27 protein-coding genes are annotated in these 22,887 nt (G+C 39.4%); 9 read left to right on the top strand and 18 right to left on the bottom strand.

Going from position 1 to position 22,887, the window contains the following annotated elements; translation table 11 throughout:
* Positions 1 to 681: 681 nt before the first annotated feature.
* Positions 682 to 1,077: a DUF2614 family zinc ribbon-containing protein gene (locus IR135_RS10920; RefSeq protein ID WP_135099324.1), complete on the top strand. Its 396-nt coding sequence runs from the start codon at positions 682 to 684 to the stop codon at positions 1,075 to 1,077.
* 79 nt (positions 1,078 to 1,156) lie between these two features.
* Here IR135_RS10920 and perR read toward each other — a convergent pair whose 3' ends face one another.
* The 3 genes from perR to bcp all read right to left on the bottom strand — a co-directional run bounded on the left by perR (position 1,157) and on the right by bcp (position 3,085).
* Positions 1,157 to 1,615 (bottom strand): peroxide-responsive transcriptional repressor PerR, encoded by a 459-nt coding sequence (perR, locus tag IR135_RS10915; RefSeq protein WP_415708208.1) that lies wholly within the window; start codon positions 1,613 to 1,615, stop codon positions 1,157 to 1,159.
* 85 nt (positions 1,616 to 1,700) lie between these two features.
* Complete coding sequence (locus IR135_RS10910; protein ID WP_135099322.1) at positions 1,701 to 2,633, bottom strand: D-2-hydroxyacid dehydrogenase; 933 nt, start codon at positions 2,631 to 2,633, stop codon at positions 1,701 to 1,703.
* A gap of 5 nt (positions 2,634 to 2,638) precedes the next feature.
* Positions 2,639 to 3,085: a thioredoxin-dependent thiol peroxidase gene (gene bcp / locus IR135_RS10905; protein WP_135099320.1), complete on the bottom strand. Its 447-nt coding sequence runs from the start codon at positions 3,083 to 3,085 to the stop codon at positions 2,639 to 2,641.
* Positions 3,086 to 3,236: 151 nt separating this feature from the next.
* Here bcp and IR135_RS10900 point away from each other — a divergent pair, with 151 nt between their 5' ends.
* Both IR135_RS10900 and IR135_RS10895 read left to right on the top strand, forming a co-directional pair.
* Positions 3,237 to 4,529, top strand: coding sequence for a glutamate-1-semialdehyde 2,1-aminomutase (locus tag IR135_RS10900; RefSeq protein WP_135099318.1), 1,293 nt, complete (start codon positions 3,237 to 3,239; stop codon positions 4,527 to 4,529).
* Positions 4,530 to 4,540: 11 nt separating this feature from the next.
* The gene (locus tag IR135_RS10895; protein WP_135099316.1) at positions 4,541 to 5,650 is read left to right on the top strand and encodes an FUSC family protein; all 1,110 of its coding nucleotides are present in this window, start codon (positions 4,541 to 4,543) and stop codon (positions 5,648 to 5,650) included.
* A 31-nt stretch (positions 5,651 to 5,681) separates the two neighbouring features.
* Here the strand turns inward: IR135_RS10895 and IR135_RS10890 are convergent, their stop codons facing one another.
* From IR135_RS10890 to mutY, 4 genes are all read right to left on the bottom strand, one after another.
* A complete protein-coding gene (locus IR135_RS10890) occupies positions 5,682 to 6,290 on the bottom strand; it encodes a DNA-3-methyladenine glycosylase (RefSeq protein WP_115885498.1) in 609 nt (202 codons plus the stop codon).
* A gap of 15 nt (positions 6,291 to 6,305) precedes the next feature.
* Positions 6,306 to 8,042 carry an ABC transporter ATP-binding protein gene (locus IR135_RS10885; protein WP_135099314.1) on the bottom strand — a complete coding sequence of 579 codons (1,737 nt, stop codon included), beginning with the start codon at positions 8,040 to 8,042 and terminating at the stop codon, positions 6,306 to 6,308.
* A 54-nt stretch (positions 8,043 to 8,096) separates the two neighbouring features.
* Positions 8,097 to 8,633 carry a DUF402 domain-containing protein gene (locus IR135_RS10880; RefSeq protein ID WP_135099312.1) on the bottom strand — a complete coding sequence of 179 codons (537 nt, stop codon included), beginning with the start codon at positions 8,631 to 8,633 and terminating at the stop codon, positions 8,097 to 8,099.
* 64 nt (positions 8,634 to 8,697) lie between these two features.
* Positions 8,698 to 9,735, bottom strand: coding sequence for an A/G-specific adenine glycosylase (gene mutY / locus IR135_RS10875; RefSeq protein WP_135099310.1), 1,038 nt, complete (start codon positions 9,733 to 9,735; stop codon positions 8,698 to 8,700).
* Between the two features lie 63 nt (positions 9,736 to 9,798).
* Between mutY and IR135_RS10870 the strand changes: the two genes are divergently transcribed.
* A complete protein-coding gene (locus IR135_RS10870) occupies positions 9,799 to 10,776 on the top strand; it encodes a metal-dependent hydrolase (RefSeq protein WP_135099308.1) in 978 nt (325 codons plus the stop codon).
* A 12-nt stretch (positions 10,777 to 10,788) separates the two neighbouring features.
* Here the strand turns inward: IR135_RS10870 and IR135_RS10865 are convergent, their stop codons facing one another.
* The 8 genes from IR135_RS10865 to IR135_RS10830 form a co-directional block, all read right to left on the bottom strand.
* On the bottom strand, positions 10,789 to 11,550 hold the full coding sequence (locus tag IR135_RS10865; protein ID WP_135099306.1) for an ABC transporter permease: 762 nt from the start codon (positions 11,548 to 11,550) through the stop codon (positions 10,789 to 10,791).
* 10 nt (positions 11,551 to 11,560) lie between these two features.
* Positions 11,561 to 13,048, bottom strand: a complete 1,488-nt coding sequence (locus IR135_RS10860) for a hypothetical protein (protein ID WP_135099304.1) — start codon at positions 13,046 to 13,048, stop codon at positions 11,561 to 11,563.
* On the bottom strand, positions 13,048 to 13,374 hold the full coding sequence (locus IR135_RS10855; RefSeq protein WP_115885491.1) for a DUF1811 family protein: 327 nt from the start codon (positions 13,372 to 13,374) through the stop codon (positions 13,048 to 13,050). The genes IR135_RS10860 and IR135_RS10855 overlap by 1 nt, the downstream gene beginning before the upstream one ends.
* Positions 13,367 to 14,137 carry a RecX family transcriptional regulator gene (locus IR135_RS10850; protein WP_135099302.1) on the bottom strand — a complete coding sequence of 257 codons (771 nt, stop codon included), beginning with the start codon at positions 14,135 to 14,137 and terminating at the stop codon, positions 13,367 to 13,369. Before IR135_RS10850 ends, IR135_RS10855 begins: the two co-directional genes overlap by 8 nt.
* Positions 14,138 to 14,142: 5 nt before the next feature.
* Positions 14,143 to 14,652: an acyl-CoA thioesterase gene (locus tag IR135_RS10845; protein WP_135099300.1), complete on the bottom strand. Its 510-nt coding sequence runs from the start codon at positions 14,650 to 14,652 to the stop codon at positions 14,143 to 14,145.
* Between the two features lie 60 nt (positions 14,653 to 14,712).
* Complete coding sequence (locus IR135_RS10840) at positions 14,713 to 14,868, bottom strand: hypothetical protein (RefSeq protein ID WP_162842324.1); 156 nt, start codon at positions 14,866 to 14,868, stop codon at positions 14,713 to 14,715.
* An 82-nt stretch (positions 14,869 to 14,950) separates the two neighbouring features.
* Complete coding sequence (locus IR135_RS10835) at positions 14,951 to 16,183, bottom strand: aminopeptidase (protein WP_167753413.1); 1,233 nt, start codon at positions 16,181 to 16,183, stop codon at positions 14,951 to 14,953.
* Positions 16,184 to 16,187: 4 nt separating this feature from the next.
* Positions 16,188 to 16,388, bottom strand: coding sequence for a DUF1128 family protein (locus tag IR135_RS10830; RefSeq protein ID WP_115885488.1), 201 nt, complete (start codon positions 16,386 to 16,388; stop codon positions 16,188 to 16,190).
* 183 nt (positions 16,389 to 16,571) lie between these two features.
* Here IR135_RS10830 and IR135_RS10825 point away from each other — a divergent pair, with 183 nt between their 5' ends.
* The 4 genes from IR135_RS10825 (at position 16,572) to IR135_RS10810 (ending at position 19,010) form a co-directional block, all read left to right on the top strand.
* Entirely contained in the window at positions 16,572 to 16,889 is a 318-nt protein-coding gene (locus IR135_RS10825; RefSeq protein WP_115885487.1) for a YtxH domain-containing protein, read from the top strand.
* Positions 16,890 to 16,942: 53 nt separating this feature from the next.
* Complete coding sequence (locus IR135_RS10820) at positions 16,943 to 17,971, top strand: YihY/virulence factor BrkB family protein (RefSeq protein ID WP_135099298.1); 1,029 nt, start codon at positions 16,943 to 16,945, stop codon at positions 17,969 to 17,971.
* Position 17,972: 1 nt separating this feature from the next.
* On the top strand, positions 17,973 to 18,542 hold the full coding sequence (locus tag IR135_RS10815) for a beta-class carbonic anhydrase (protein ID WP_135099296.1): 570 nt from the start codon (positions 17,973 to 17,975) through the stop codon (positions 18,540 to 18,542).
* Between the two features lie 183 nt (positions 18,543 to 18,725).
* Positions 18,726 to 19,010, top strand: a complete 285-nt coding sequence (locus IR135_RS10810) for a hypothetical protein (protein ID WP_135099294.1) — start codon at positions 18,726 to 18,728, stop codon at positions 19,008 to 19,010.
* A gap of 120 nt (positions 19,011 to 19,130) precedes the next feature.
* Here the strand turns inward: IR135_RS10810 and map are convergent, their stop codons facing one another.
* From map to IR135_RS10795, 3 genes are read right to left on the bottom strand one after another with little or no spacing between them, the layout of a single operon-like run.
* Entirely contained in the window at positions 19,131 to 19,886 is a 756-nt protein-coding gene (gene map / locus IR135_RS10805) for a type I methionyl aminopeptidase (protein ID WP_135099292.1), read from the bottom strand.
* A 49-nt stretch (positions 19,887 to 19,935) separates the two neighbouring features.
* Positions 19,936 to 21,009, bottom strand: a complete 1,074-nt coding sequence (gene dinB / locus IR135_RS10800; protein ID WP_115885483.1) for a DNA polymerase IV — start codon at positions 21,007 to 21,009, stop codon at positions 19,936 to 19,938.
* 47 nt (positions 21,010 to 21,056) lie between these two features.
* Positions 21,057 to 21,623 (bottom strand): DUF3267 domain-containing protein, encoded by a 567-nt coding sequence (locus IR135_RS10795; RefSeq protein ID WP_135099290.1) that lies wholly within the window; start codon positions 21,621 to 21,623, stop codon positions 21,057 to 21,059.
* 73 nt (positions 21,624 to 21,696) lie between these two features.
* Here IR135_RS10795 and IR135_RS10790 point away from each other — a divergent pair, with 73 nt between their 5' ends.
* On the top strand, positions 21,697 to 22,743 hold the full coding sequence (locus tag IR135_RS10790; protein WP_135099288.1) for an NAD(P)/FAD-dependent oxidoreductase: 1,047 nt from the start codon (positions 21,697 to 21,699) through the stop codon (positions 22,741 to 22,743).
* Positions 22,744 to 22,887 lie beyond the last annotated feature (144 nt).

Genomic DNA, 22,887 nt, shown 5'->3' with positions numbered 1-22,887 from the left:
GCACGCCGCCAGCGTTCATCCTGAGCCAGGATCAAACTCTCCATGATTGGAGAACTTAAACTTAAGCTCTGTTGATACTGCTGACAGTATCTCGTTTGCGTTTCAATTGGTCGCCTCAATGTGTGCTCCTAGTTAATAGAAGACTTTTTTATTCGGAATTAAACGTTGACATATTGTCATTCAGTTTTCAATGTTCTTTGTGTAAAGTTTTGTGTTGTTTGCGTCAATCTCGTTGACTGCTCAATTATCTTAACATGTCTGTTTTTCAGATGCAACAGCTTTTTTAAGTTTCTGTTAAGTTTTTGTTACGTCGTGTTTGAAACGACTTTTCTATCTTAACACATTCAAGTTTCAAATGCAATAACTAATCTAAAGCGTTTGTTAAGTTTTTGTTGAGCTGTGTTTTGACGACTTTCATATCATACCACGTCTCGATTACAGACGCAACAGCTTTTTTCAAAGTTGTTTTGTAAAGATATTTTTGTATGCGTCGTGTTTTGACGACTTTTATATCATATCAAGTATCTTTTGTTTCGTCAACACTATTTTCTAAATTAATTTAACATATTGTTTAGAAATGTTACAACTTCGTAACGAAGTGTTAAATACGCAAAATGAATACTTGATATATACTATCATATAAGCTTGAGAAAGTATAGAATAATTTTAGAGGTGACATAAATGAGAAAACCCGGCAATAAAATAATGCGTATACGCGGCTGGGCTCTTGCTATGATATTCATAGGTATGGCTGTAATGTACCTGGGTATATTCTTTCGTGAAACTCCATGGGCAATGATGATTTTCCTTGTTTTGGGAACACTGCCTATTATGCTCAGTTTCGTTATCTATTTCTGGGTCGGTATGATCAGTACACGCACAGTTACTGTCCAATGTCCGAACTGCGAACGTCATACGAAGATTCTCGGCAGAGTTGATTACTGCCAGCATTGTAAAGAGCCTTTAACATTAGATCAGGAACTTGAAGGCGAAGCGTTCACTACTGATTATAATGTTAAACACCGCAGAGAGAAAAAGATTGAAGAGATACGCAATAAAGAAAACGGTAAAGATTAAATAAAAAATCCCGGTGCGTCTCGCACCGGGATTTTTTATTGATGTTCTTTTTACATCCTTTATATAGAAGAAACTGGTTTTATCTGCGCGAAGCACTTTCTTCATTTTTGCTGCATTCAGGACAGACACCGTATATTTCCAAACGGTGATGACTGACTTCGTAGTCTGTAACTAAACCTGCAAGATGCTCTACTTCTTCTAATGCCGGATATTGAAAATCCGTAATCTTACCGCATTCGCTGCAGATGATATGATAGTGCGGTACTGAGTTAAAATCGAATCTGCTCGATGAATCCCCGTAAGTCAGTTCTTTAACCAGACCCGTCTGTTTAAATAATTTTAAGTTATTATAAACTGTCGCGACGCTCATATTCGGAAAGTCGCTGGACAGAGCTTGAAATATATCATCGGCAGTCGGATGCACTTCACTTTCAACAAGATAATTGAGGACTGCTTTTCTTTGAGGTGTAATTCTCACACCTGTTTCTTTAAGCGCCTCAAGAGACTCTGTGAAATGGTCATGATGAGTATCTATCATCTTCATATGACTGATCCTTCCTTCTATTTATATATACCTAATATATACATTGTACTTTGAATGTAAAATCATTGTCAAACTATTATTAATAACCTTTATAATAATCTATAACATTCTTCATTTTTGACTTATCATTTATATGCTCGAGATTATATTTGAATATCTCAAACGCTCTGACATTATACATGCGGGTTTTCGCTGAGCAATGCGGAGTAATAGTCAAATTATTAAAAGTATACAGCGGGCTGTCTGCCGGCAGCGGTTCTTCATTAAATACATCTGATAAAACATGCGCAATGTATTTCTCTTCCAGCACTTCAAGCAGCACTTCGTCTGTCATTACAGTTCCTCTGCCGATGTTTAAAAATACCGCTTCATCTTTCATAACCTTAAATGTCTCTGTCTGAAGAAAGTTCGTTGTACTCGGTGTGCTCGGCAAAATATTAATCATGATATCGGCACTGCCGATCTGTGAATTCAGTTCACTGATTGGATAAGTCTGATCAAAGCCTTCTATAGAGCGGCCGTTTGTATTATATCCAGCTGTACGCACCCCGAAAACCTGCAGTGCTTTCGCAAGATGACTGCCAATACTCCCTGTTCCGAGAATATGAGCTTCTTTTCCATGTAATTCCTCTGAAAGTGAATAGTTAATCCATTCATTTTTATTTTGAGCTTCCTGCAGCTGGTTAAACTTCTTATAATATTGCAGGAGCATACCAACCGCAAATTCCGTCATCGGTATTTTATGAATACCCGTTGAATTTGTGACGAACGCTTTATCAAAAATGTCTTTTGGAATTTCATCAATTCCCGCACTCATAACGTGGACCCAAATCAAATTCTCAAATTTTTCCGCTTCACCGTCAGTCAAATCACCGCCGTATGTAACGAAAACTTCAGTTCCAGCTTTTATTTCATCTGTCATATTTTCTTTTTCTACATATAAATAACTATGTTCTTTACCTATTTTTTCAATCATCTCTTCTTTTAATTTAACCGTTGAAGTAATCTTCATGCTGTCTACCCCTCTTTGAGAAATTTCTTCAGTTCTTCTGCGTGTTCGGATGCTTTTACTTTATCGAAACGTTTCAGAATGTTTGAATCTTCGTCTACTACGAACGTGGTACGGGTAATACCGTCAAATTCCTTGCCGAATGCTTTCTTCGGTCCGTACACTCCAAGCTCAGAAGATAATTTAAAATCCTCATCGACAAGAAGATCAAAATTTAAGCCGTGCTTTTCTATAAAATTCTGGTGTTTCTTCCTGCTGTCACCGCTTACTCCGTATACAGTCACACCGAGTTCATTCAAGTCCGCCATGCTGTCTCTCATATCACACGCCTGAGTAGTACATCCAGGTGTATTATCTTTTGGGTAAAAATAAATTACTGTCCGTCCTTTTAATGAATCATTAGATACGATTTCGCCATTCTGATTTTCTAGTTCAAACTTCGGAAATTTTTCCATTTATAAGTCATCCTTTTCATCATTAATTCGTCTATAACTCTATAATACCCTTTCCTCCGGATACTTTAAACCATTCTACTTCCTTAAATATTTCTCCGATGTATGGTATTATATTGAATGAATAAAACTGACGAAAAGTAAGGATGAAATTATGTATAATCATACGAATTCAAAGAAACTGCAAATCGACGCTGAAGAAGTCATCTTAGGCGGCGTCAACTCACCATCAAGATCTTACAAGGCGGTAGGAGGCGGTGCGCCGCTGGTTATGGAAAGAGCTGAAGGTCCCTACTTCTTCGATGTCGACGGCAACAAATATATCGATTATCTTGCTGCGTACGGCCCGATTATTACAGGCCATGCTCACCCGAGAATCCACGAAGCAATTACCGAGCAGTCAAGTAAAGGTATTCTTTACGGAACCTCTACTCAGCTCGAGATAGATTTTGCACGTAAACTCCAAAAAGCGATTCCTTCTCTGGAACGTGTCCGCTTCGTCAACTCCGGAACAGAAGCAGTTATGACGACTATCCGTGTTGCACGTGCTTATACCGGGCGCAATAAAGTTATTAAATTTGAAGGCTGTTACCATGGTCATTCGGATCTTGTACTTGTCGCTGCAGGCAGCGGCCCATCCCAGCTTGGCACACCGGATTCTGCCGGCGTACCGAAAAGTGTTGCACAGGATGTAATTACCGTGCCTTTTAATAATATTGAAGATTTTAAAACAGCTGTCAGCCACTTCGGTGATGAAATTGCAGCGGTACTTGTTGAACCTATCGTCGGCAACTTCGGCATTGTTGAACCTGAAGAAGGATTTCTGCAGGCGGTAAATGATATTGCACACGAAAACGGTTCTCTCGTTATTTACGATGAGGTTATTACAGCCTTCCGCTTCAGTTACGGTTCTGCTTCTGACATAGTCGGAGTCACACCCGACCTAACTGCCATGGGCAAAATTATCGGCGGCGGCACTCCAATTGGCGCCTACGGCGGCAGACTTGATATTATGGAAAATGTTGCGCCCCTTGGTCCTGCATACCAGGCCGGGACAATGGCAGGTAACCCTCTGTCAATGGCAGCGGGAATCGCCTGTCTTGAAGTGCTTGAGCATCCCGGAGTCTATGACGAACTTGACAGACTGGGTGCAAAACTCGAAGATGGTCTCAATGATTTAATCGATAAATATAATATTACAGCGAAAATCAACCGTTTAGTCGGTGCGCTGACGATTTACTTTACTGATGAAATTGTTACAAACTATAAACAGGCTGAGGAAAGCGACGGGGAAATTTTCGCGAAATTCTTCAGAGGACTCATCAGCCGGGGGATCAACATCGCGCCTTCTAAATACGAAGCATGGTTCTTAACAACGGAACACACGGATAAAGATATTGATGATACACTTGCTATAGTTGAAGATGTGTTCAAAAATGACCTTTAGGAGTTGGTGCCATGCGTTTTGGTGCTAGAGTATTAAAAACGGGTATAGCCGTTGTATTAACTTTTTTAATTACAAATCAAATTGGCTTAACACCGGCGCTTATTGCCGGAATAGCTGCCGTCAATGCACTGCAGCCTAATGTATACAGGTCTCTAGAAACGACCTGGAACCAATTCAGAGGTAATACCATCGGGGCAATGTCTGCAATTGTTATGGTGCTGCTTTTCGGCAGTAATGTACTGATTATTGGACTGACTGTAATTTTAGTACTTGCAATGCTTTTATTCTTTAAATTACAAAGTGTATCTACACTTGCAGTCATCACTGTTGTTGCAATAATGGATGTGCCTTTCGGCGCAGAGCTGGGCACAACAGATTTCCTCGTTACAGCAGGTACGCGTTTCTCTCTTGTAATGCTTGGTGTTCTCGTATCGCTTCTTGTAAATCTGGTCTTTATACCGCCGCGTTACGAAACCAAGATGTATCATAATTGTTTTAATATCGCTAATGATATTTTCAAATGGATGCGTCTTGAACTTAATTCGGTTACTGAATCACAGAATGTTAAAAAAGACCTCGAACAGCTGCAAAAACGGGTAACCAAACTAGAAACGATGTATTCCTGGTATAAGGAGGAACGCAATCTTCTTAAGAAACAGCGATTTAGCGATCACAGACGCAAAGTTTTGTTCAAACATTTAATTGCTTCAACGAGACAGGCCTACAATCTGCTGAAACGGATTAATCGCTACGAAAATGATTACAATCATCTGTCTGATGATTTAAAATATCATATCCGTATTGAAATGGATGAAATGATGGCCTATCATGAGCAAGTGTTCATGAAGTTTACTGAAAAAATTAAACCTGAAACTTCCGAGCTTTACGTCGAAGGTGCAAACTACTTTGACATGAGTTTAATGACTCATTTCCTCACCGACTATTCACAGCTCACGGATGAAGATGATAAACTTCAGTATGAGAATATACTGGAGATTATTACTTCAATGCATGAATACTCCCGCGCGATTGATCGTGTGGACAGACTGGCCAACAGTTTCTTCAGCTATCATACAGATAAAAACAAAATTGATATACAGGATGAAACTTTAGATATATAAAAAAACTGCGGAGACTATCTCCGCAGTTTTTTTATTGCCATCCATTATTCATATCAGCTTTTCCTTTGAATCTGCTCACATTTGGATTGCCTTTAACGATATACCGGTATAAATAATCGACAGCTTCTTCTTTATTATCAATACCGATGCGCTTAGTTTCTTCTATTGCTGCAGGTTTTTGGCCTTCAAGCACGTGAAGTATCTCTCCGTTGATCTTTGCACCATTATGTTCAGCTCTTGTAATACCGAGTGCCTTCGTCAGTTTTCCGGGACCCGCAGTTAAATCCTTCTCTTTGCCGCGTCTCTTTTTCATTACGTCGATGCCGCGGTGCGGTTCAATTCCTCGAATCAGTATTCCTTCCGGACGATCTGTCGTCGTGACAAAGTTCATACAGTTGTGACCATGCATAGTATAGACATATATATGTCCGTACGGTTCAAACATCATGGCATTCTTTTTTGTAACTTTGCCGCTGAAAGTATGTGCTGCTCTATCATTTAAACCAAGGTAAGCTTCAACTTCAGTAATATAGCCGCTCGTTATCTCTCCGTCTATTTCTGTAACAATTTCAACCCCGAGCAGCTGTTTGGCAGCTTCGAGAGTATTGTCGCTTAAAAAATCTATATTTAAATAAGTCATATAAGAATCAGTCCTTTACAGTCCCTGAATATCGTATAAGTTCCTGTATGCGCCGTTTTTCGCCATCAATTCAGTATGTGTACCCATTTCAGAAATCTGTCCGTTTTCAATGACTACAATTTTATCAGCATGAGTAACGGTCGACAGTCTGTGGGCAACAACCAGGGTAGTTCTGTCGGATGACAGCTGATCTAAAGTATCCTGAATGATACTTTCACTTTCAAGATCCAGTGCACTTGTTGCTTCGTCCAGAATGAGAATAGGCGGATTTTTAAGAAATACCCGTGCGATTGCGATACGCTGTTTCTGTCCGCCGGACAATTTAACACCGCGCTCGCCGACCGTTGTTTCATAGCCGTCTTCGAGATTCATAATGAATTCATGCGCATTGGCACGCTGTGCAGCCAGCAGCACTTCTTCATCTGTTGAATCCGGTTTGGCAAGGAGGATATTTTCTTTTATAGAGTCCGAAAATAATATGTTATCCTGCATAACAATACCGAGATTGTCTCTTAAAGAACGGACAGTAACATCTCTTATATCCTGACCGTCGATTTTAATGCTGCCTGCTGTGACATCATAAAATCTTGGGATTAGCGACACAAGCGATGATTTTCCTCCCCCGCTCATCCCGACAAATGCGACAGTCTGACCTACAGGAATATCCAGGTTAATATTTTTCAGGATATCATTATCATTTTCATCATATTTAAATGATACATTGTCGATTTCTATATGACCTTTAACTTCTTTAATCGGTTCAGCGTCTTCTTTGTCTTTTACGTCGTAAGGGACATCAAAGAGTCCGAATACACGGTCCATCGATGCGATACTCTGTGTCAGCGATGTCGATGATGATACTAGTCTGCGGAGCGGACCGTATAACCGTTCTAAATATGCGACAAATGCTGCCAGTACACCGACTGTTAAGTTTTCATTCAGCACAAGCAAAGTACCGTAGCCGATAACAATCAGCGGGCCGATATCGGTAATCGTATTAACTACCATAAAGCTGTAGGCTGTCCAGCGTGAATGATCCAGCGCTTTTGTCAGGAAATTATTATTTGTTTTATCAAATCTTTCTTCTTCATGAGTTTCTATTGCAAAGCTTTTTACAACGTTAATTCCCTGCACTCTTTCATGCAGAAAACCCTGGACTTCCGCAAGTGCCTGCGAACGGTTACGTGTCTTCGCTCTTAAGCGTCCGAAAAAGAACCAAACACCGAAAATGTAAAACGGGAAAATTAAAATTGATGCAAATGCGAGTTCTACATTTAAGTTGAACATAATAATCAAGGCGATAATAATTGTAACAAGGTCCAGCCAGACGTTCATCAGGCCGGTCATTATAAAGTCTTTTGTCTGCTCAACATCATTAATTACACGTGAGATAACTTCCCCGACTTTATTATTGGAGTAAAATTTCGCACTCAGCATCTGCAGGTGCCCGTATAATTTTTTTCTGATATCGTAAAGTATTTTGTTGCTCGTGCGCTGGGCTAAATATTGTCTGAAGAATTCTACCGGGGGTCTTACAACTACAAATACAACTGCAAAAACAAGAAGTATCTGTATAAGCATCGAAATGCGTTCATCGTACGCCAGACCGTCAGCAAGAATAATGCTGTCGATTGCATAGGCGACGAGTAAAGGAATAAGGAGCGGGATACCAAATTTCAGTACACCGATTAAAATCGTTAAACCGATAATACCGTAATACGGCTTAACGAATTGCATATAACGTCTGATCATCTATGAGTGTGCCTCCATTAAATTAGTAAAACCAATCAACGATATGCCGATTGGTTAATGTTCATTATTAAAACGATGGTGCCATACCTTTATAAAATCTGGAGCGAATGGTCCTTTTTTATGTTCTATCCACTGCTGGAGTTCATCGACCTGGTGTTTTAATATCTCGTCGATACTTTCTGGATAATTCATCTTGCTGCGGTGCACTTTGTATTCATCTTCATCAAGCAGATGATATTTGCCGTCCGGATATACTTTTATATCCAAATCGTAGTCGATATACTTAATCGCTTCATCATCGCAGGCATATGGTGAGGATAAGTTGCAGTAATAATAGACACCGTCATCTCTGAACATGCAGATAACATTAAACCAGAAATCTTTGTGAAAATAAACGATAGCGGGTTCTCTTGTCACCCATTTACGCCCGTCACTTTCTGTTACAAGTGTACGGTTATTTCCACCAATAACGACGTGATCCGTTCCTTTCAGAATCGTCGTTTCACTCCATACCCGGTGGATTTTACCATCATGTTTATAGCTTTGAATCCTCATTTTGCTTCCCTCTGCCGGGATGGATTCCATCACCATAATACTGCCACCACCTTTATTATTTACGTAAACAGTATAGCACAGCATCATGCGTTTTAAAAATTTACAGTTCGGAATCCGGTACTGTACTAATTAAGTTAACCATTTTCTGCATTGCAACACTCATTGGAAGTTTTTTCACATCTTTCAAGGGGATAAAGTTTTCATTATCATTCACTGTATAAACAATGTAGCCTTCCATGTACCAGATTTTATGTGTAAACACATGCTTATGACTGCCCACCGGTGCTCCCGGCTGACTGAGATGAATATTATATTTCTCTTCAATTGACTCTAAAGACGTATCCACATCGAATCTCGGCAGTTCATACATACCTTTTAATAAATCATCTTCCTGCTTGATTAAAAGAATTTCGTCTTTATCATTCAAAATAAAATAGACATTATAATAATACTCCTGCTTCGCTTTCTTTTTCTTTTTCAGCGGATACTGCATGACTTCGTTTGCTTTCAGCGCTTCGCAGTGGTCCTTTACCGGGCAGATGACACATTTAGGCGTACGCGGCGTACAAATAGTCGCTCCGAGTTCCATCAGCGCCTGATTAAAATCTCCTGCTTCAAGAGGCATATCTTTTTCTATAAAATGTTTAACATCTTTCTGTACACTTGCTTTAGTCATATCCCGTCCATCGCGGTTCAGCCTCGACATAACACGGAGCACGTTGCCGTCGACAGCGGCAAGAGCATTGTTAAATGCGATGCTTTGCACTGCTCCGCCGATGTACGGCCCGACACCTTTCAATTTAAAAAATTCTTCAGGACAATCCGGCACTTTTGAATCATATTTTTCCTGCACTTCCTGCACTGCATGCTGAAAGTTTCGGATTCTGTTGTAGTAGCCGAGCCCTTCCCAATCCTTCAGAAGATCCTGCTCGTCTGCTTCTGCCAGAGCATCGAGACTCTCATATTTTGTTATAAATTTCTCATAATAGGGTATTACAGTAATGACTTGAGTCTGCTGAAGCATAACTTCGCTCAGCCAGATTTTAAAAGGATCGGAAGTCTCGCGCCACGGCAGTTCCCTTTTATTTGCGTGATACCAATTAAGTAATGTATTATTAAATACCGGTCTTTTAAACATTTAAAAACTCACCTTTTAAAATATATTTATAAATAAAATGCCGTATTGAAACGGAGTGACATTATGGATACATTAACACATACCTTAATGGGCGGTACGATTGTCGGTCTGGCCCATATCGATCCTTCAGTAGATCCTGTGTCTGCCGGATTTATTACGACCGCTGTCGGCGCATCACTGATTCCCGACCTCGACACTGTCCTAAAAATGAAAAATAATGCTGTATATATTAAAAATCACCGGGGGATTACTCACTCTCTCCCGTTTACTGTGCTTATCTGGCCGCTGACCCTCGCTGTATTAAGCAGCGTATTTTTCGGTCTTCCCTTTATCAATATGTACTTATGGTCGCTGTTTGCCGTCTCTCTCCATGTATTTTCGGATATTTTTAACGCCTACGGCACCCAGGCTCTCCGGCCGTTTAATCATACATGGCTGCAGCTCGGCTTTATAAATACCATCGATATTCCAATAATAGTCATGCATATCCTATACTTTATACTGTGGTTCTCCGGTTTTAACCCTGTCACACTGTTCGTTGTATTATACGCTGTGATGATTCTTTATTATATTGTACGGTTTATCTATCAGAGGTATTTAGTTAATAAAATTAAAGAACGGCTGCCGGATGATGAAATTACCCGTGTCTTCTGTCTGCCGACTATCCGCTTCAATGAATGGCGCGTCGTCGTCGTTGCAGAAAAAGCATACTATGTCGGCCGTACTTTTAAAGGCCAGGTGGTGTTTTATGACCGTTTTGAAAAAATCGGTCCGCTTGAAGGGGAATTATTTGAAGCGGTTAAAGATGATAAAAACTTTATATCATTTACCTTCTTCTCTTCAATATACAGATATGAAATTAAAGAAATCAGCAATGATACAGTGGAAGTCAGATATATCGATCTCAGATATTTAAAAGACGGACATTATCCTTTCGTTTGTATTATGCATCTCGACAAAGACGATTACGAAGTGCAGTCGAGCTATACCGGGTGGGTATACTCAGAAACTAAGCTGCAGCAGAAATTAGCCAATAATTAAATGACAGCATGCCTAGAATTCAGGCATGCTGTTTTTTTCATTGTATAATTGAATTTTCATTTTGTTATATGCTTCGAACATCCAAAGATATAAGATAGCCATCTGAGTGACGTAAAGCACATCAAAGGGCAGACGGTTAACAGTCCATGCCTGATGAATGGCATTATTCTGGAGTCCGTTAATCACATAATAAAATGGATTAAGACTGAAAATATTTTCAACCGCGGAAGGCAGCTGTTCCGGCAGATAAAATACCGGCACGATAAGCAGGACGATAACAAAAAGCACAGGATTTATTTTATTTGTATTGATGTGCATCGACACGCCTAAAAATAGCATTGTAAAAGGTATGACCAGAATCACACCGAGAAGGATATAATACAGCAGCGAGTATATATTCATCATCCAGTTATCAACAAAAAGCGCTGTAAAAGCACTGTACATAGTAATAAAAATCATAAACATAATCGTCTGGTAAATCATAGTCGGCAATATTCTTAAATACAGCGGTATATAATTTACTTTTAAAATGGAATCTTTAACGTATGCTTCATTTTTATTCAGAATTACCATGCTGAAGATCCACACTGCAGCCATAAAACCTACCGTTCCGTAGAGAACCCGGACCATAGTACTGTCTTCCATCGTCATAAAGCCGATAAAAAGAAGTATCAAGCCCGCAATGTAAATAAGCACAGGCGACAAGTTTAATAAAGTAAATCTGTCGGCCTGCCTGAATACGCGTCTAAGCAAGTATCTGACTCTGTAATTCATATCCGCGCACCTACCTTCTCAAATAATTCCAGTTATTTTGAACGCTGTCATAAATCATAAATCCTTCATCTACTCTGAAAATAGTAACTTCGCCTGACAGATTTAAATCTTCTGTAATGGTATTATTTTCAGCACCTTCAAATTCCATGGAGAATACTGTATCTCCGCTGAAATGGTAAGTAATCGGAATACCTGCCACACTGCCGTGATTTTCATCAAGAACATCAAATGTAATATTTTGTTCCAGGAATTCCCGTTCGCCATTTAAGTAATTTGAATAAAACAGATAATTATTCTGAATTACCGGACTTGTATACTCAAGCAGGGTCATAAAATCTTCTTCTGTATACAGACTTGCCGGGTTAAAGTACAGCACTTCATCACGTGTCACTGTTTTTTCAGAATCTCTGTATTTCACAGTATAATTTTCTTCGTCAGCAGCAGTCACTTCAAGGAGTGTATATTGCGGCAGCATCGTCCCGTCCATTTCAAGACCGTCTCTGTCAACGAATGCATATGATAATCTTTCTGATGTTACATCTTCATTTAAATTCTGCTGTTCTTCTGTGAAGGTGGGCGACTCTCCTATAAATGAAATATTCATAAATATCACGAGTGCTGACAGCACCATAATGAAGACCAATACGAGCGTGATAATGATTTTTCGGATGTTGATATTGTCGAGCACAGAAACCTGCTGTTTACCGAGACGTTTAAAGTTTTCACTGTAGCTCGCATCTTCATAAACATGCCTTTTCCATTCAAGATCAAATAAGGATTCCTGTTCTATATTTTTGACCATGCTTTTATCACGCAGATACTTGTTGTAAATTTCTACACCTTTTTCCACGCTGCCCTCAAAACGAATCTGTCCGTAGCTGACCCAGGTAAAATAATTTGCCATCTTTTCTATCGGTTCCAGCGAAGTTTCTAAAAGCAGCACACCTCTGCCGTTTTGTTCATGCATATTCACAATACTGCGGAACTTATCTACATCCTCAAGATGTTCATGAAAGTTAGTATAAATAATTATTTCAACATCAATCAGCCCGGATATTTCCAGCAGAATATGCGCCAGCTGCTTCCGGCTTAATTCCTTCAGCTTCTTACTCAGGTTATTACGGATTACAGGTTTGTTATGCAACAGTTCAATAGTCTTTCCTAATTCTTTTCCGCTTTTATATTCTACGAGCAATTCTTCGATAAAAGAATCCAGGCTGAATGGATTATTAATGTGATCCATCACATCGAGACTTAAAATACCACCGTGAGTTTTAACTTTTCCTGCAGTCGGAGTCAAAGTGCCGGACAGCACTTCTTTAATATAGTACAAAGTTTCGGTATCGCTTAAGAGGCCGAGTACTTCGCCTTCATATAAATGAATATTAATATTTTTAAGATGTATCGGTCCGGCTCTGCCAAGCATACGCTTTTTAAAATCTTTCGCTTCTTTGCTGTAAGACAAATCCAGCCCTTTTAACAAAATTTTATTTTTCATTATCTGACCTGTTTAGGAAGCTGCAGCATACTGACCGGAATAGCTGATTCTTTCTCATCACCATTCACGAAAAAGCCCCAGACAAATATTCCTTTCATATACTCCACTTTAAAATAATGATCTTCCTGGCTGATTACTTTATAAATTTTACCATTCTCAATTTGAGACAAATCAATCAGATAGCATTCCGCAATAATTACTTGGCGTTCCAGCACGCGGTATTCGTTTTCAACGCCCATCATTTCTGCACGTCTCATCGCTTCGCGTTTAGTTTGAATATAATGATTTAACTCTTTGCGAGTCATTTTACTTAAAGATTCATCCATCGTTTATTCCGCCTAACTTTTCACTGATTTTATCATAAGAATACCCTTTGCCCATCAAAGCAGCAATCATTTTCTGCTTAAGTTTAAATCCGCTTTCTTTTTTCTGATACTTATTATAATATTTTTCAAAATCTTTCTCAAAATAAGCATCTTCATCGTAATCATCATCAAAATTTATCAATTCAAAATGATGACCGCTATAACCGCGGAGTGTCAATTTTTCCCGCAGTTTCTGTTTAAACTGAGTATATGAGCCTCTGTGAGTGCGAAGGAATTTATTCTTTAATTTATTCATGCGTTCACTGTCGACCATTTCATCAAAAGATTCAGTTTCCTGCACGATGATGTCTTCTGGAATATGATGTTTTTTAAGCTCTCTCAGAAGATGGCCCGGCCCTTTGTCAGTCGTATTTAAGAGCGTATTTCTTAAGGACCGTGCATAATTTTCATCGTTGAGGTAACCTTCGTCCTGCAGACGATAAATTGTCTGTCTGACAATCTCCGTTTCATAATCCTCACTGAGATAATCAGTCATTTCTTTGTTGGAACGGATTTTATAACTGATATATTTAATCGCAGCAACATAAGCCTGATCGTACTGGATATTTTGAACAATCTCGTTAAATTCTTCTTCTTCCAGCTCTTTTCCCGGTATCAGTACATAGCGCACAAGCGATTCCTCATGCACTTTTATAGACTGTCCGTCATCGAATAAAACATCGTACATTTCCCGCTTCAGTTTTACAATGCGTTTAATTTTCATTAAGCTCACTCCAATAAATCAGATGCGAAAAAGTTGCTCAGTGATTTACTGTGCTCTTTTCTTTCCAGACGGCGTTCCGCACGTTCTTTACCTGTATCGTTCAGCCATTGCAGACGTTCGTTATCGGGCTCGATTTTCGGCACCTCAATAGTTTTGTTGTTTTCATCAAGTGCTACAAATGTTAAAAACGAAAAAGCAGCGAGTTCTCTGCCTGACTCTCTCGTTAAATCTTCTTTTGATATTTTAACCATGACTTCCATCGAACTTCGTCCGGTATGGGTAACCATAGCTTCAAGTATAACGATTTCTCCAATATTAATCGGCAGCAGAAAATCCATCGAATCAATAGAAGCAGTCACTACCGCTGCCCTCGAGTGGCGACGTGCACTGATTGCCGCAATATCATCTACATACTGCAGCAGCCTGCCGCCAAAAAGAGTGCCGTGCGAGTTGGAGTCCGGCGGCAGTACGTTGGCAGTTTTCACTGCATATGATTCAGACATTAATTTTTTCATTTAAATATCCCCTTTGTGAATAAAAATAGAGGAGATTTGCATCCCCTCTAAGTAAAGTTCTTATATTTTGCGCTCAAGCGCTTCTTCCGGTGTATCAATCACAAGTGCATCTTTACTGTGGAATGCTTGTGCCAGGAAGTAATAAAGCACAGCTGAAAAACCGAGAATTGCAAACATAAAAGATAATACGACTAAAAGCATTAGCCAGCTTCCCATAAAAGATCCTCCTCAAGAGATTTTCCAAAATATCAATTAGTTAAATTGTATCATATTTCCACGTGAATTGTAGCCTTATTTTTTAAAATGCCCAGTTGCCTTCGATGAAGACCGGCGTTTCATTTCCATCCTTGTCTACACCATAAATGTTCAGTTTTTCAGAACCAATCATAAAGTCTACATGAGTAATAGAATCGTTTAAACCGGCTCTGTCCAATTCTTCACGCGACATTTCTTTACCGCCCTGCAGCGAGAACGCGTACGCACTGCCGAGAGCGATATGACAGGATGCATTTTCATCGAACAATGTATTATAAAATAAAATTCCTTTGTTTGAAATAGGCGAATCAAATGGCACAAGCGCCACTTCCCCAAGACGTTTCGCACCGGCATCCGTGCTGATAATATTTTTCAGAATCTCGTAGCCTTTTTCAGCTGTGTATTCAACCACTTCACCGTCTTTAAATGTCAGTTTAAAGTCATCGATAATATTACCGCCATGGCTTAGCGGCAGAGTATTAGATACATAGCCGTTTACACGATTTTTGTCAGGCGCGGTAAAAACTTCTTCTGTCGGCATGTTTGCCATAAACGAATCACCGTTTGAATCCGTACTCGACGCTCCTGCCCATAAGTGATTTTCAGGCAATCCGATTGTTAAATCGGTTCCCGGCGCTTCATAACGCAGAGCCGTGAACTGCTTATCATTTAAATAGTCCACTTTGCTGTGAAGAGTTTTATCATGCTCAATCCATGCTTCAACCGGATTGCTGACATCTGCACGCACTGTGTAAAGTATTAACTCGAGCAGCGCATTTACAGCATCATCATCCGAAAGTTCGGGGTAAACCAAGCGTGCCCATTCGACCGACGGGTACCCCGCAACACACCACGAATGAAAATCACTCTGGGTGCGGCTCGAAAATTCTTTAAATGCCTGACCGTTTGCTACCTGCATTGCCTGCAGTTTTTTCGGCGATACGTCTTTAAGCAATTCAGGAGAGCTTGATATAATACTCAGAAAACCTGCTTTTTCATCGCTGTAGTACATGCGCTCCGCAACTTGGAAATCGTGTATAACTGCGAGTTCCTCTTCGGTGCGGTAAGTCGCATTCAGCCTTGCAATAGTATCGTCTGAAAGAGAGACCTTAACTTCTTTTGAGCCTCTTTCATAAGCGATTTTCGTAACAAGTCTGACAAGCGGAAGTGCATCGGCCGTCGCTCTGATATATAATCTTTTGCCATCAGTAATATTAATTCCTACATCGACGAGCAGCTCTGCATATTTATATAATTTGTCTTCAATATTCATCATATAATCACTGCTTTCTCATTTTTGACAATTCTTCAATGATAGCTGACTGTTCGCCTGCTGAAATCTGGCGGCGCGAGTCCAGCATTTCTTTAATATCATTTAATTCGCTAATTTTTTCATCGCTGTAATCTTCAGATTTAAAAACACCTTTATTTACGACGTTTAACTTTTCTACAATATCATTTAAAATCTGTTCTTTATCCATGATGATCCCCTTTCCATTCCTTATAAACTATCTTAACAAAATATAAGAAAAATATATATTATCTTACAAGATTACAGAAAAAATGCTTTCTCTGTTATTCTGCTTAATTTCTTAGACTAAAAAGTTTATACTTAGTAAATATAGGTTATATTTAATAGAAAGCTAACTAAAGGAGAATCAGTTATGAAAAACAAACTAGTACCAGCTATAGTAATTGGAGCCGCTGTCGGCGGATTAATTGCATTAATCGATAAAGGCACGCGCGATTCCGTAGTTTCAAATACTAAGAGTATTAAACATTACGCAACGAATCCTGATGATCTTAAACAGCGTTTCAACGAACCGTCAGGTGAACCATCTAAAGTGGAAATGATTAAAGATGAAATTTTATTCTGGAAAGATACTATAGAAGAAATCCGCCGCAACAATCCGGAACTTGAACGTGCGGTTATGGATGCTAAGGATACTTTCCAGGCTAAAAGAGAGAAAAAACTAAATTAAAAATAAACAGGACTATGATACTATAGTCCTTTTGTTTTAGGTGAGGTGAAGTTATGTCTAAAAATGAAACATCATCCAATCTGCTGAATCAGATTAAAGAAGAAAAAGAGAAAGAAAATAAAAATAACGATGTCTTTGTCGATAAGACTAATTTTAAATCAAAAGATGCAAAAAAACCGGATGAACATCTGTATGTTTCTAAAATTAATAAACCAGCCAAGTTAAAAGAAGATGCGGGATTTTTCAAACGGCTGTTATTCAGGTTTTCACATGACAACACAACAGGGATGGCCGCACAGCTTGCATACTATTTCCTGCTGGCGATATTCCCGCTCTTGATTTTCCTGTTATCAATCGTTCCGCTGTTCAGAATTGAACCGGATCTTATTACAGGATTTATCCAGGATTATGCACCTTCAGAAATTTCAGGACTGCTGGAAGGTATTATTACCGACGTGTTAAGCAACTCCGGCGGCGGTATTTTATCAATCGGTTTAATTTTAACGCTGTGGTCAGCATCAAACGGTATGACTGCACTGATGAATGCCTTTAACGTCGCGTATGACGTCGAAGACAGCCGCAACTTTGTAAAAGCAAAATTATTGTCAGTATTCTTTACAGTTATTTTATCATTATCAGTAATACTGACATTTGTACTCATCGTATTCGGTGAACAAATCGGTAACTTAATGTTCGGCGTTATCGGACTCGACGACCAGTTCTCATTGGTATGGAACTTAGTCAGAAGTATTTTACCAGTACTGCTCGTATTCATTGTATTCCTTATCATGTACATTACTGCTCCAAATATTAAATTGAAAATTAAGTCGGTTATCCCGGGCACGATCTTTACGACAGTTGCTTTCCTCGTTGCATCATGGGGATTCAGTTTCTACGTATCTAACTTCAGTAACTATTCAGCAACATACGGTTCAATCGCCGGTGTAATCATTTTAATTTTCTGGTTGTACATTACTGGTGTTATAATAATTCTGGGTGCGCAAATTAACTCGATTTTATACAAGCGCACTATAGAGAAAGAACAGCAAACACAAAGTAATGAAGAGGAAGTGTCAGTTTAAAATGACTTTATTGGAAGATTTACTCGAAGCAAATGAAGCTTTCGTTAAAAATGAAGAATTCAAAGCTTTTAAAACCGATAAGACACCAAACAAAAAAGCAGTTTTTTTAACTTGTATGGATACGAGATTATCTGAGCTGTCGATTAAAGCATTGGGCTTAAAAAATGGCGACATCAAACAAATTAAAAATGCCGGTGCCGTTGTATCACATCCTTACGGAAGTACGATGCGCAGCCTGCTCGTTGCAGTTTACGCACTGGGCGTGGACGAAGTCTACATCATGGGACACCATGACTGCGGCTTTGGGGCACTCCAGCCGGAACCCGTTATTGAAGAAATGAAAAACCGCGGTATCACTGATGAAGTCTTCGAAACACTCGAATACTCAGGTATCGAAGTCTCTGACTGGCTTAAAGGATTCGACAGCGTCGAAGAAAGCGTCAGAGAAACAGTCGATAACGTTAAGAACCATCCATTGATGGCTAAAACAGTACCTGTGCACGGCATGATTATCGACCCTGAAACAGGGAAAGTTGATCTTGTTATAAACGGCTACGACAAAGCAAAATAATATATTTTTCTGAAGCCGGACCCATTTGAGGGTCCGGTTTTTTGTTATTTTAGTATGAACCTTCTTGTCGGCCGACGTCGCGGATTTTGTGAAGGTGTCCGCTGATGTTGATTATTTTCTTTATCAGGAATAATGTTAGAATTTATATTGCTAAACTGATAATAAAACTAAAGGGGCATAATCATGAAAAAAGCACCAAAAGATGATTTTATCACTAAATACTTTTTAACAATAATAATACTCGGAACGTTTCTCATCAATTCAATTTCCATGACGGATGGGTTTAAAGAGAATGTCGGGACACATTTCGCACTTACTTTAATACTCAGCTTTATGACTTTATCAATTGAACTTTTTGTAAATAATAAAAATTTGGATCCCAAAGAAAAGGCAATAAAAGCAGGTATTCCAATCGTCTTATTTACATTAATCGTTTTCGCATTCAGTACCGTTTTTCTTTATGTTTAATAGTTGATAAATTTTACCTAATCAATGAGCGTCGCTCATTGTTACGCATCACACAAAAAATCCACACGCACACCAAAAACCCTGTACATCCAATGGATGCACAGGGTTTTTCATTTAAAATCAGTCTTCTATTTTAGTCAGCAGTTTCGGGCCGTCGCTCGTTACCATAATTGTGTGTTCTTTTTGTGCAACGTAGCTGCCGTCTTTTGTTTCAAAGGCCCAGTCATTCTTACCGTCTGTCACAATCGTTGCTTTTGAAGAAATAAACGGCTCTACCGCAATAACCATTCCTTCTTTTAAGATTGTTCTGTCCGTCGGATCGTAATAATTCATAATATGCTGCGGCTGGTCGTGCAGACTTTTGCCTACTCCGTGACCTGTTAAATTTTTAATAACAGTCAGTCCGTTCTGGCGTGCTGTGTTAAATACTGCACGGCCAATTTGACTCACTTTTGCACCCGGTTTAATTTTCTTCAGTGCTTCTTCGAATGCCATTTCAGTCACATCGATGACTTTCTGTTTTAACGGATCTTCATTTTCTCCAGCGATAAATGAAATTCCTGTATCTGAATAATAACCGTCTTTTACTGCTGATACGTCGACGTTAACAATGTCTCCGTCTTTAATTTTTCGCGGGCCGGGAATTCCGTGAGCAACTTCTTCGTTGACACTGATACATGTGTACCCGGGGAAGTCATACTCGCTGATCGGCGCACTTTTTGCACCGTATTCTTCAAGCAGTTTTCCTGCATAGTCATCGAGCTCTTTAGTCGACATGCCGACTTCAGCATATTCTACAGTCGCTTTTAAGACACGGCCGCATATTTGCCCGATTTCTTCTAATTTTTCTAATTCTTCCTGTGTTTTTACTATCATTTTTTATACCTTCTTACTTTTAGTCTTATTTAACAGTATAACAAAGTTGCTACATTATAAAATCATATATGGTCATATTTCTGTACAGCCGTTCTTCAATTCCTGAAACGGTCACTCCGATTAAACGTATCGGAACATCCTGCTCTTTCACTTCGTGGTACAGGCTATAGGCATAATGATATATATCTTCACTTTTAAATATAGGATCCATCGTCATCATTTGTCTTGAGTGCGCTTCAAAGCCGCCGGTTTTTATTTTTACCGTCACTACTCTGCCTGCAAGCTGTCTGTCGTCGAGTCTTGTACTCACTTTTTTAGACAGTTCTTCCAGTACAGCTAATATTTCAGCATCGTCGTTTCTATCGTAATTAAATGTTGTTTCTTTGCCGACAGATTTTCTTTCACGCTGCACTGTCAATTCGTTTGTGCCGATTCCACGTGCCTTATTATATAAACTTTCACCGCGTTTCCCAAATTTCAGTATTAAGTCATTTTTAGATAAATCATATAAATCTTTTCCTGTTTTGATTCCCATGCCGAGCATTTTCTCTTCGGTCACTTTGCCAACGCCGGGAAATTTCCCTATGGGGAGTACATGCAGAATCTCGAGCACGTTATTATAATCTATAACGGTGGTTGCCTTCGGTTTATTCATGCCGGAAGCAATTTTAGCAAGGTACTTATTATAAGAAATTCCGCTGCTTGAAGTCAGTCCCGTCTTTTCAAAAATATCGCTTTGAATAGATAATGCAATTTCTCTTGAAGATGTTTCTCTATTGACGAGTTCTGTAATATCTAAATATGCTTCATCCAGACTCAGCGGCTCTATTAATTCTGTATAACTTAAAAATATTTCCCTGATCTGAGCTGAAATCTCTTTATACCGTTCAAAACGCGGATGGACAAATATACCGTCCGGGCACAATTTATGAGCAGTTTTGGTCGGCATGGCTGAATGCACACCGAATTTTCGCGCCTCATAACTTGCTGTCGCGACAACACCTCTATTAAACGAACGCCCGCCGACTATGACAGGCTTCCCTCTCAGTTCAGGATTGTCATGCTGTTCCACTTGGGCATAAAACGCGTCCATATCTATATGAATGATTCGTTTTTCCATCATCTTCACCCAAATTCATTATAGCAAATAACGAACACACGTTCTACCACTTAAATTGTCTGTTTCTCAGTTTCGTACAGGCTCATGCCTACTTCGGTATCGACAGCATAAGACAGATGCTTATGTTTTAAAATTAAATATAGATAGTAGAAATCCCCTGCACAGGCGCCTGTATGAAGAGCAATATAGTATTTATACGCCGGGTTCGGCAGCAGAAACATCATCGTCATCATAACCGCCGTCAGAATTACAAAAGGCATAACGATAATGATAAAAAACTGCCCTCTTGTATACACAGTACCCGGTGAAGTCGCATAAGCCATTCCTGCTTTAAAGCCGAATTTTACTTTTCCTGACGGATTAAAAATTTTAAAAAACAGGCCGTGGATTGCTTCGTGAACAATGATAATAATAAAAAATAGTGCGATAATAAAAAATACTGCACCGGCAATGCCAAATTGTTCTCTGCCGACAAGGGCGCTGCCCGTCGGTTTAATAACGAGTCCTTCAAGTAAATACAACAATATAAAGGTGCCGATCATTGCCAGAATTTGAATCCATGATATGCTTTTTAAGGCAGATTTATTTTCAAAAATATTCAGTTCTAACTTATCCATGTACATGCCTCTCTCTAATTCATCTGTAAATAACATATCATAATTTTAACAGCCATAACACAGGAGTGATTTAATGAATATAACAATTATCGGCGGAGGTCTTGCCGGAGCATCAATCGGCTATCATCTCGTCAAAATGGGAAACAGCGTAAAGATATACGACCGCAAAGATAAAGGCCAGGCTACCTTCGCATCAGCAGGTATTGTCTGTCCCTGGATCAGCCAGCGCCGCAATAAAAAATGGTACCGGCTTGTGACAAAAAGCGCTCATTACTATCCGGATTTTATCAGCACGCTTGAAAAAGAATCCGGTATGTCGACAGGATATAAGAACAGCGGTGCTATATGTCTGTTCAAAGAAAATATTTTTGACAAGGCAACGAAAAGAATCAGCGATAAGGCGGTTGATAATCCGGATGTCGGGCAAGTAAGGCAGCTTACCAAAGAAGAACTGTCTGCTTTGCATCCGGCGCTCACGACTGAGTATCCCGCTCTAATAGTAGAAGGCGGCGGCCAGGTCAGAGGACAAAAACTGCTTGCTGCTATTAAAGAAGCTTTTATCGGACTTGGAGGCAGATGGGAAGAGAAGTCTTATGAAAACAGCATTGATGATGATACTTTTAAAATTTATACAACCGGTGCCTGGGGGAAAGAGCAGAAATATAAACCTGAAATTGCCCATCAGCGTGCAGAGATTATGCATTTTAAATTGTTAAAGCAGCAAGTGCAGCAGTCTCCTGTCGTGATGGCACTCGGACCAACCTATATTGTGCATCTGGAAAATGATAAGTACGTTATCGGAACGACCCATATCGATACTGATTCTTTCGATACTGAACCCTCCGAAGAAAGCTATAACTATTTACGCGATGAATTATATAAATATTTTAAACCGGAAGACGTCGAGATTACTGAAATGGGGGTCGGTTTAAAACCTTACACCCGGGATTTTCTGCCTTTCATCGGCTACGTCGATAATAATACTTTTGTCGTGAACGGTATGGGTTCTACAGGCTTAACTGCAAGTCCTTTTGTCGGCAAGGAAGTCGCGCTTCTTCTGAACGGTATGCCGACTGAACTGGATTTAAATGACTACAGCTATACCGAACCGCAAAATTAAAAAGACTTCCAAAAGGAAGTCTTTTTTTATACGAAGAAATTTATCATTGCATAGATGTAATACAAGAATAAAATCACGTTGAATATTAATACGAAAAGCCACAGTTTTTCTTTTCTATACCTGTAGTTAACAGACCCGAATAGT

Origin of the sequence: Jeotgalicoccus nanhaiensis (genome assembly GCF_015235105.1) — a bacterium.
Lineage (GTDB): Bacteria > Bacillota > Bacilli > Staphylococcales > Salinicoccaceae > Jeotgalicoccus > Jeotgalicoccus nanhaiensis.
The sequence above is the reverse complement of the archived record's forward strand: the minus strand, read 5'-3'. Positions and strand labels throughout refer to the sequence as shown.

Bases quoted from the DNA above. Each gene is read 5' to 3' on its own strand.
- IR135_RS10920 (WP_135099324.1), top strand. From the start codon at position 682: ATGAGAAAACCCGGCAATAAAATAATGCGTATACGCGGCTGGGCTCTT.
- perR (WP_415708208.1), bottom strand. From the start codon at position 1,615: ATGATAGATACTCATCATGACCATTTCACAGAGTCTCTTGAGGCGCTT.
- IR135_RS10910 (WP_135099322.1), bottom strand. From the start codon at position 2,633: ATGAAGATTACTTCAACGGTTAAATTAAAAGAAGAGATGATTGAAAAA.
- bcp (WP_135099320.1), bottom strand. From the start codon at position 3,085: ATGGAAAAATTTCCGAAGTTTGAACTAGAAAATCAGAATGGCGAAATC.
- IR135_RS10900 (WP_135099318.1), top strand. From the start codon at position 3,237: ATGTATAATCATACGAATTCAAAGAAACTGCAAATCGACGCTGAAGAA.
- IR135_RS10895 (WP_135099316.1), top strand. From the start codon at position 4,541: ATGCGTTTTGGTGCTAGAGTATTAAAAACGGGTATAGCCGTTGTATTA.
- IR135_RS10890 (WP_115885498.1), bottom strand. From the start codon at position 6,290: ATGACTTATTTAAATATAGATTTTTTAAGCGACAATACTCTCGAAGCT.
- IR135_RS10885 (WP_135099314.1), bottom strand. From the start codon at position 8,042: ATGATCAGACGTTATATGCAATTCGTTAAGCCGTATTACGGTATTATC.
- IR135_RS10880 (WP_135099312.1), bottom strand. From the start codon at position 8,633: ATGGTGATGGAATCCATCCCGGCAGAGGGAAGCAAAATGAGGATTCAA.
- mutY (WP_135099310.1), bottom strand. From the start codon at position 9,735: ATGTTTAAAAGACCGGTATTTAATAATACATTACTTAATTGGTATCAC.
- IR135_RS10870 (WP_135099308.1), top strand. From the start codon at position 9,799: ATGGATACATTAACACATACCTTAATGGGCGGTACGATTGTCGGTCTG.
- IR135_RS10865 (WP_135099306.1), bottom strand. From the start codon at position 11,550: ATGAATTACAGAGTCAGATACTTGCTTAGACGCGTATTCAGGCAGGCC.
- IR135_RS10860 (WP_135099304.1), bottom strand. From the start codon at position 13,048: ATGAAAAATAAAATTTTGTTAAAAGGGCTGGATTTGTCTTACAGCAAA.
- IR135_RS10855 (WP_115885491.1), bottom strand. From the start codon at position 13,374: ATGGATGAATCTTTAAGTAAAATGACTCGCAAAGAGTTAAATCATTAT.
- IR135_RS10850 (WP_135099302.1), bottom strand. From the start codon at position 14,137: ATGAAAATTAAACGCATTGTAAAACTGAAGCGGGAAATGTACGATGTT.
- IR135_RS10845 (WP_135099300.1), bottom strand. From the start codon at position 14,652: ATGAAAAAATTAATGTCTGAATCATATGCAGTGAAAACTGCCAACGTA.
- IR135_RS10840 (WP_162842324.1), bottom strand. From the start codon at position 14,868: ATGGGAAGCTGGCTAATGCTTTTAGTCGTATTATCTTTTATGTTTGCA.
- IR135_RS10835 (WP_167753413.1), bottom strand. From the start codon at position 16,183: ATGATGAATATTGAAGACAAATTATATAAATATGCAGAGCTGCTCGTC.
- IR135_RS10830 (WP_115885488.1), bottom strand. From the start codon at position 16,388: ATGGATAAAGAACAGATTTTAAATGATATTGTAGAAAAGTTAAACGTC.
- IR135_RS10825 (WP_115885487.1), top strand. From the start codon at position 16,572: ATGAAAAACAAACTAGTACCAGCTATAGTAATTGGAGCCGCTGTCGGC.
- IR135_RS10820 (WP_135099298.1), top strand. From the start codon at position 16,943: ATGTCTAAAAATGAAACATCATCCAATCTGCTGAATCAGATTAAAGAA.
- IR135_RS10815 (WP_135099296.1), top strand. From the start codon at position 17,973: ATGACTTTATTGGAAGATTTACTCGAAGCAAATGAAGCTTTCGTTAAA.
- IR135_RS10810 (WP_135099294.1), top strand. From the start codon at position 18,726: ATGAAAAAAGCACCAAAAGATGATTTTATCACTAAATACTTTTTAACA.
- map (WP_135099292.1), bottom strand. From the start codon at position 19,886: ATGATAGTAAAAACACAGGAAGAATTAGAAAAATTAGAAGAAATCGGG.
- dinB (WP_115885483.1), bottom strand. From the start codon at position 21,009: ATGATGGAAAAACGAATCATTCATATAGATATGGACGCGTTTTATGCC.
- IR135_RS10795 (WP_135099290.1), bottom strand. From the start codon at position 21,623: ATGGATAAGTTAGAACTGAATATTTTTGAAAATAAATCTGCCTTAAAA.
- IR135_RS10790 (WP_135099288.1), top strand. From the start codon at position 21,697: ATGAATATAACAATTATCGGCGGAGGTCTTGCCGGAGCATCAATCGGC.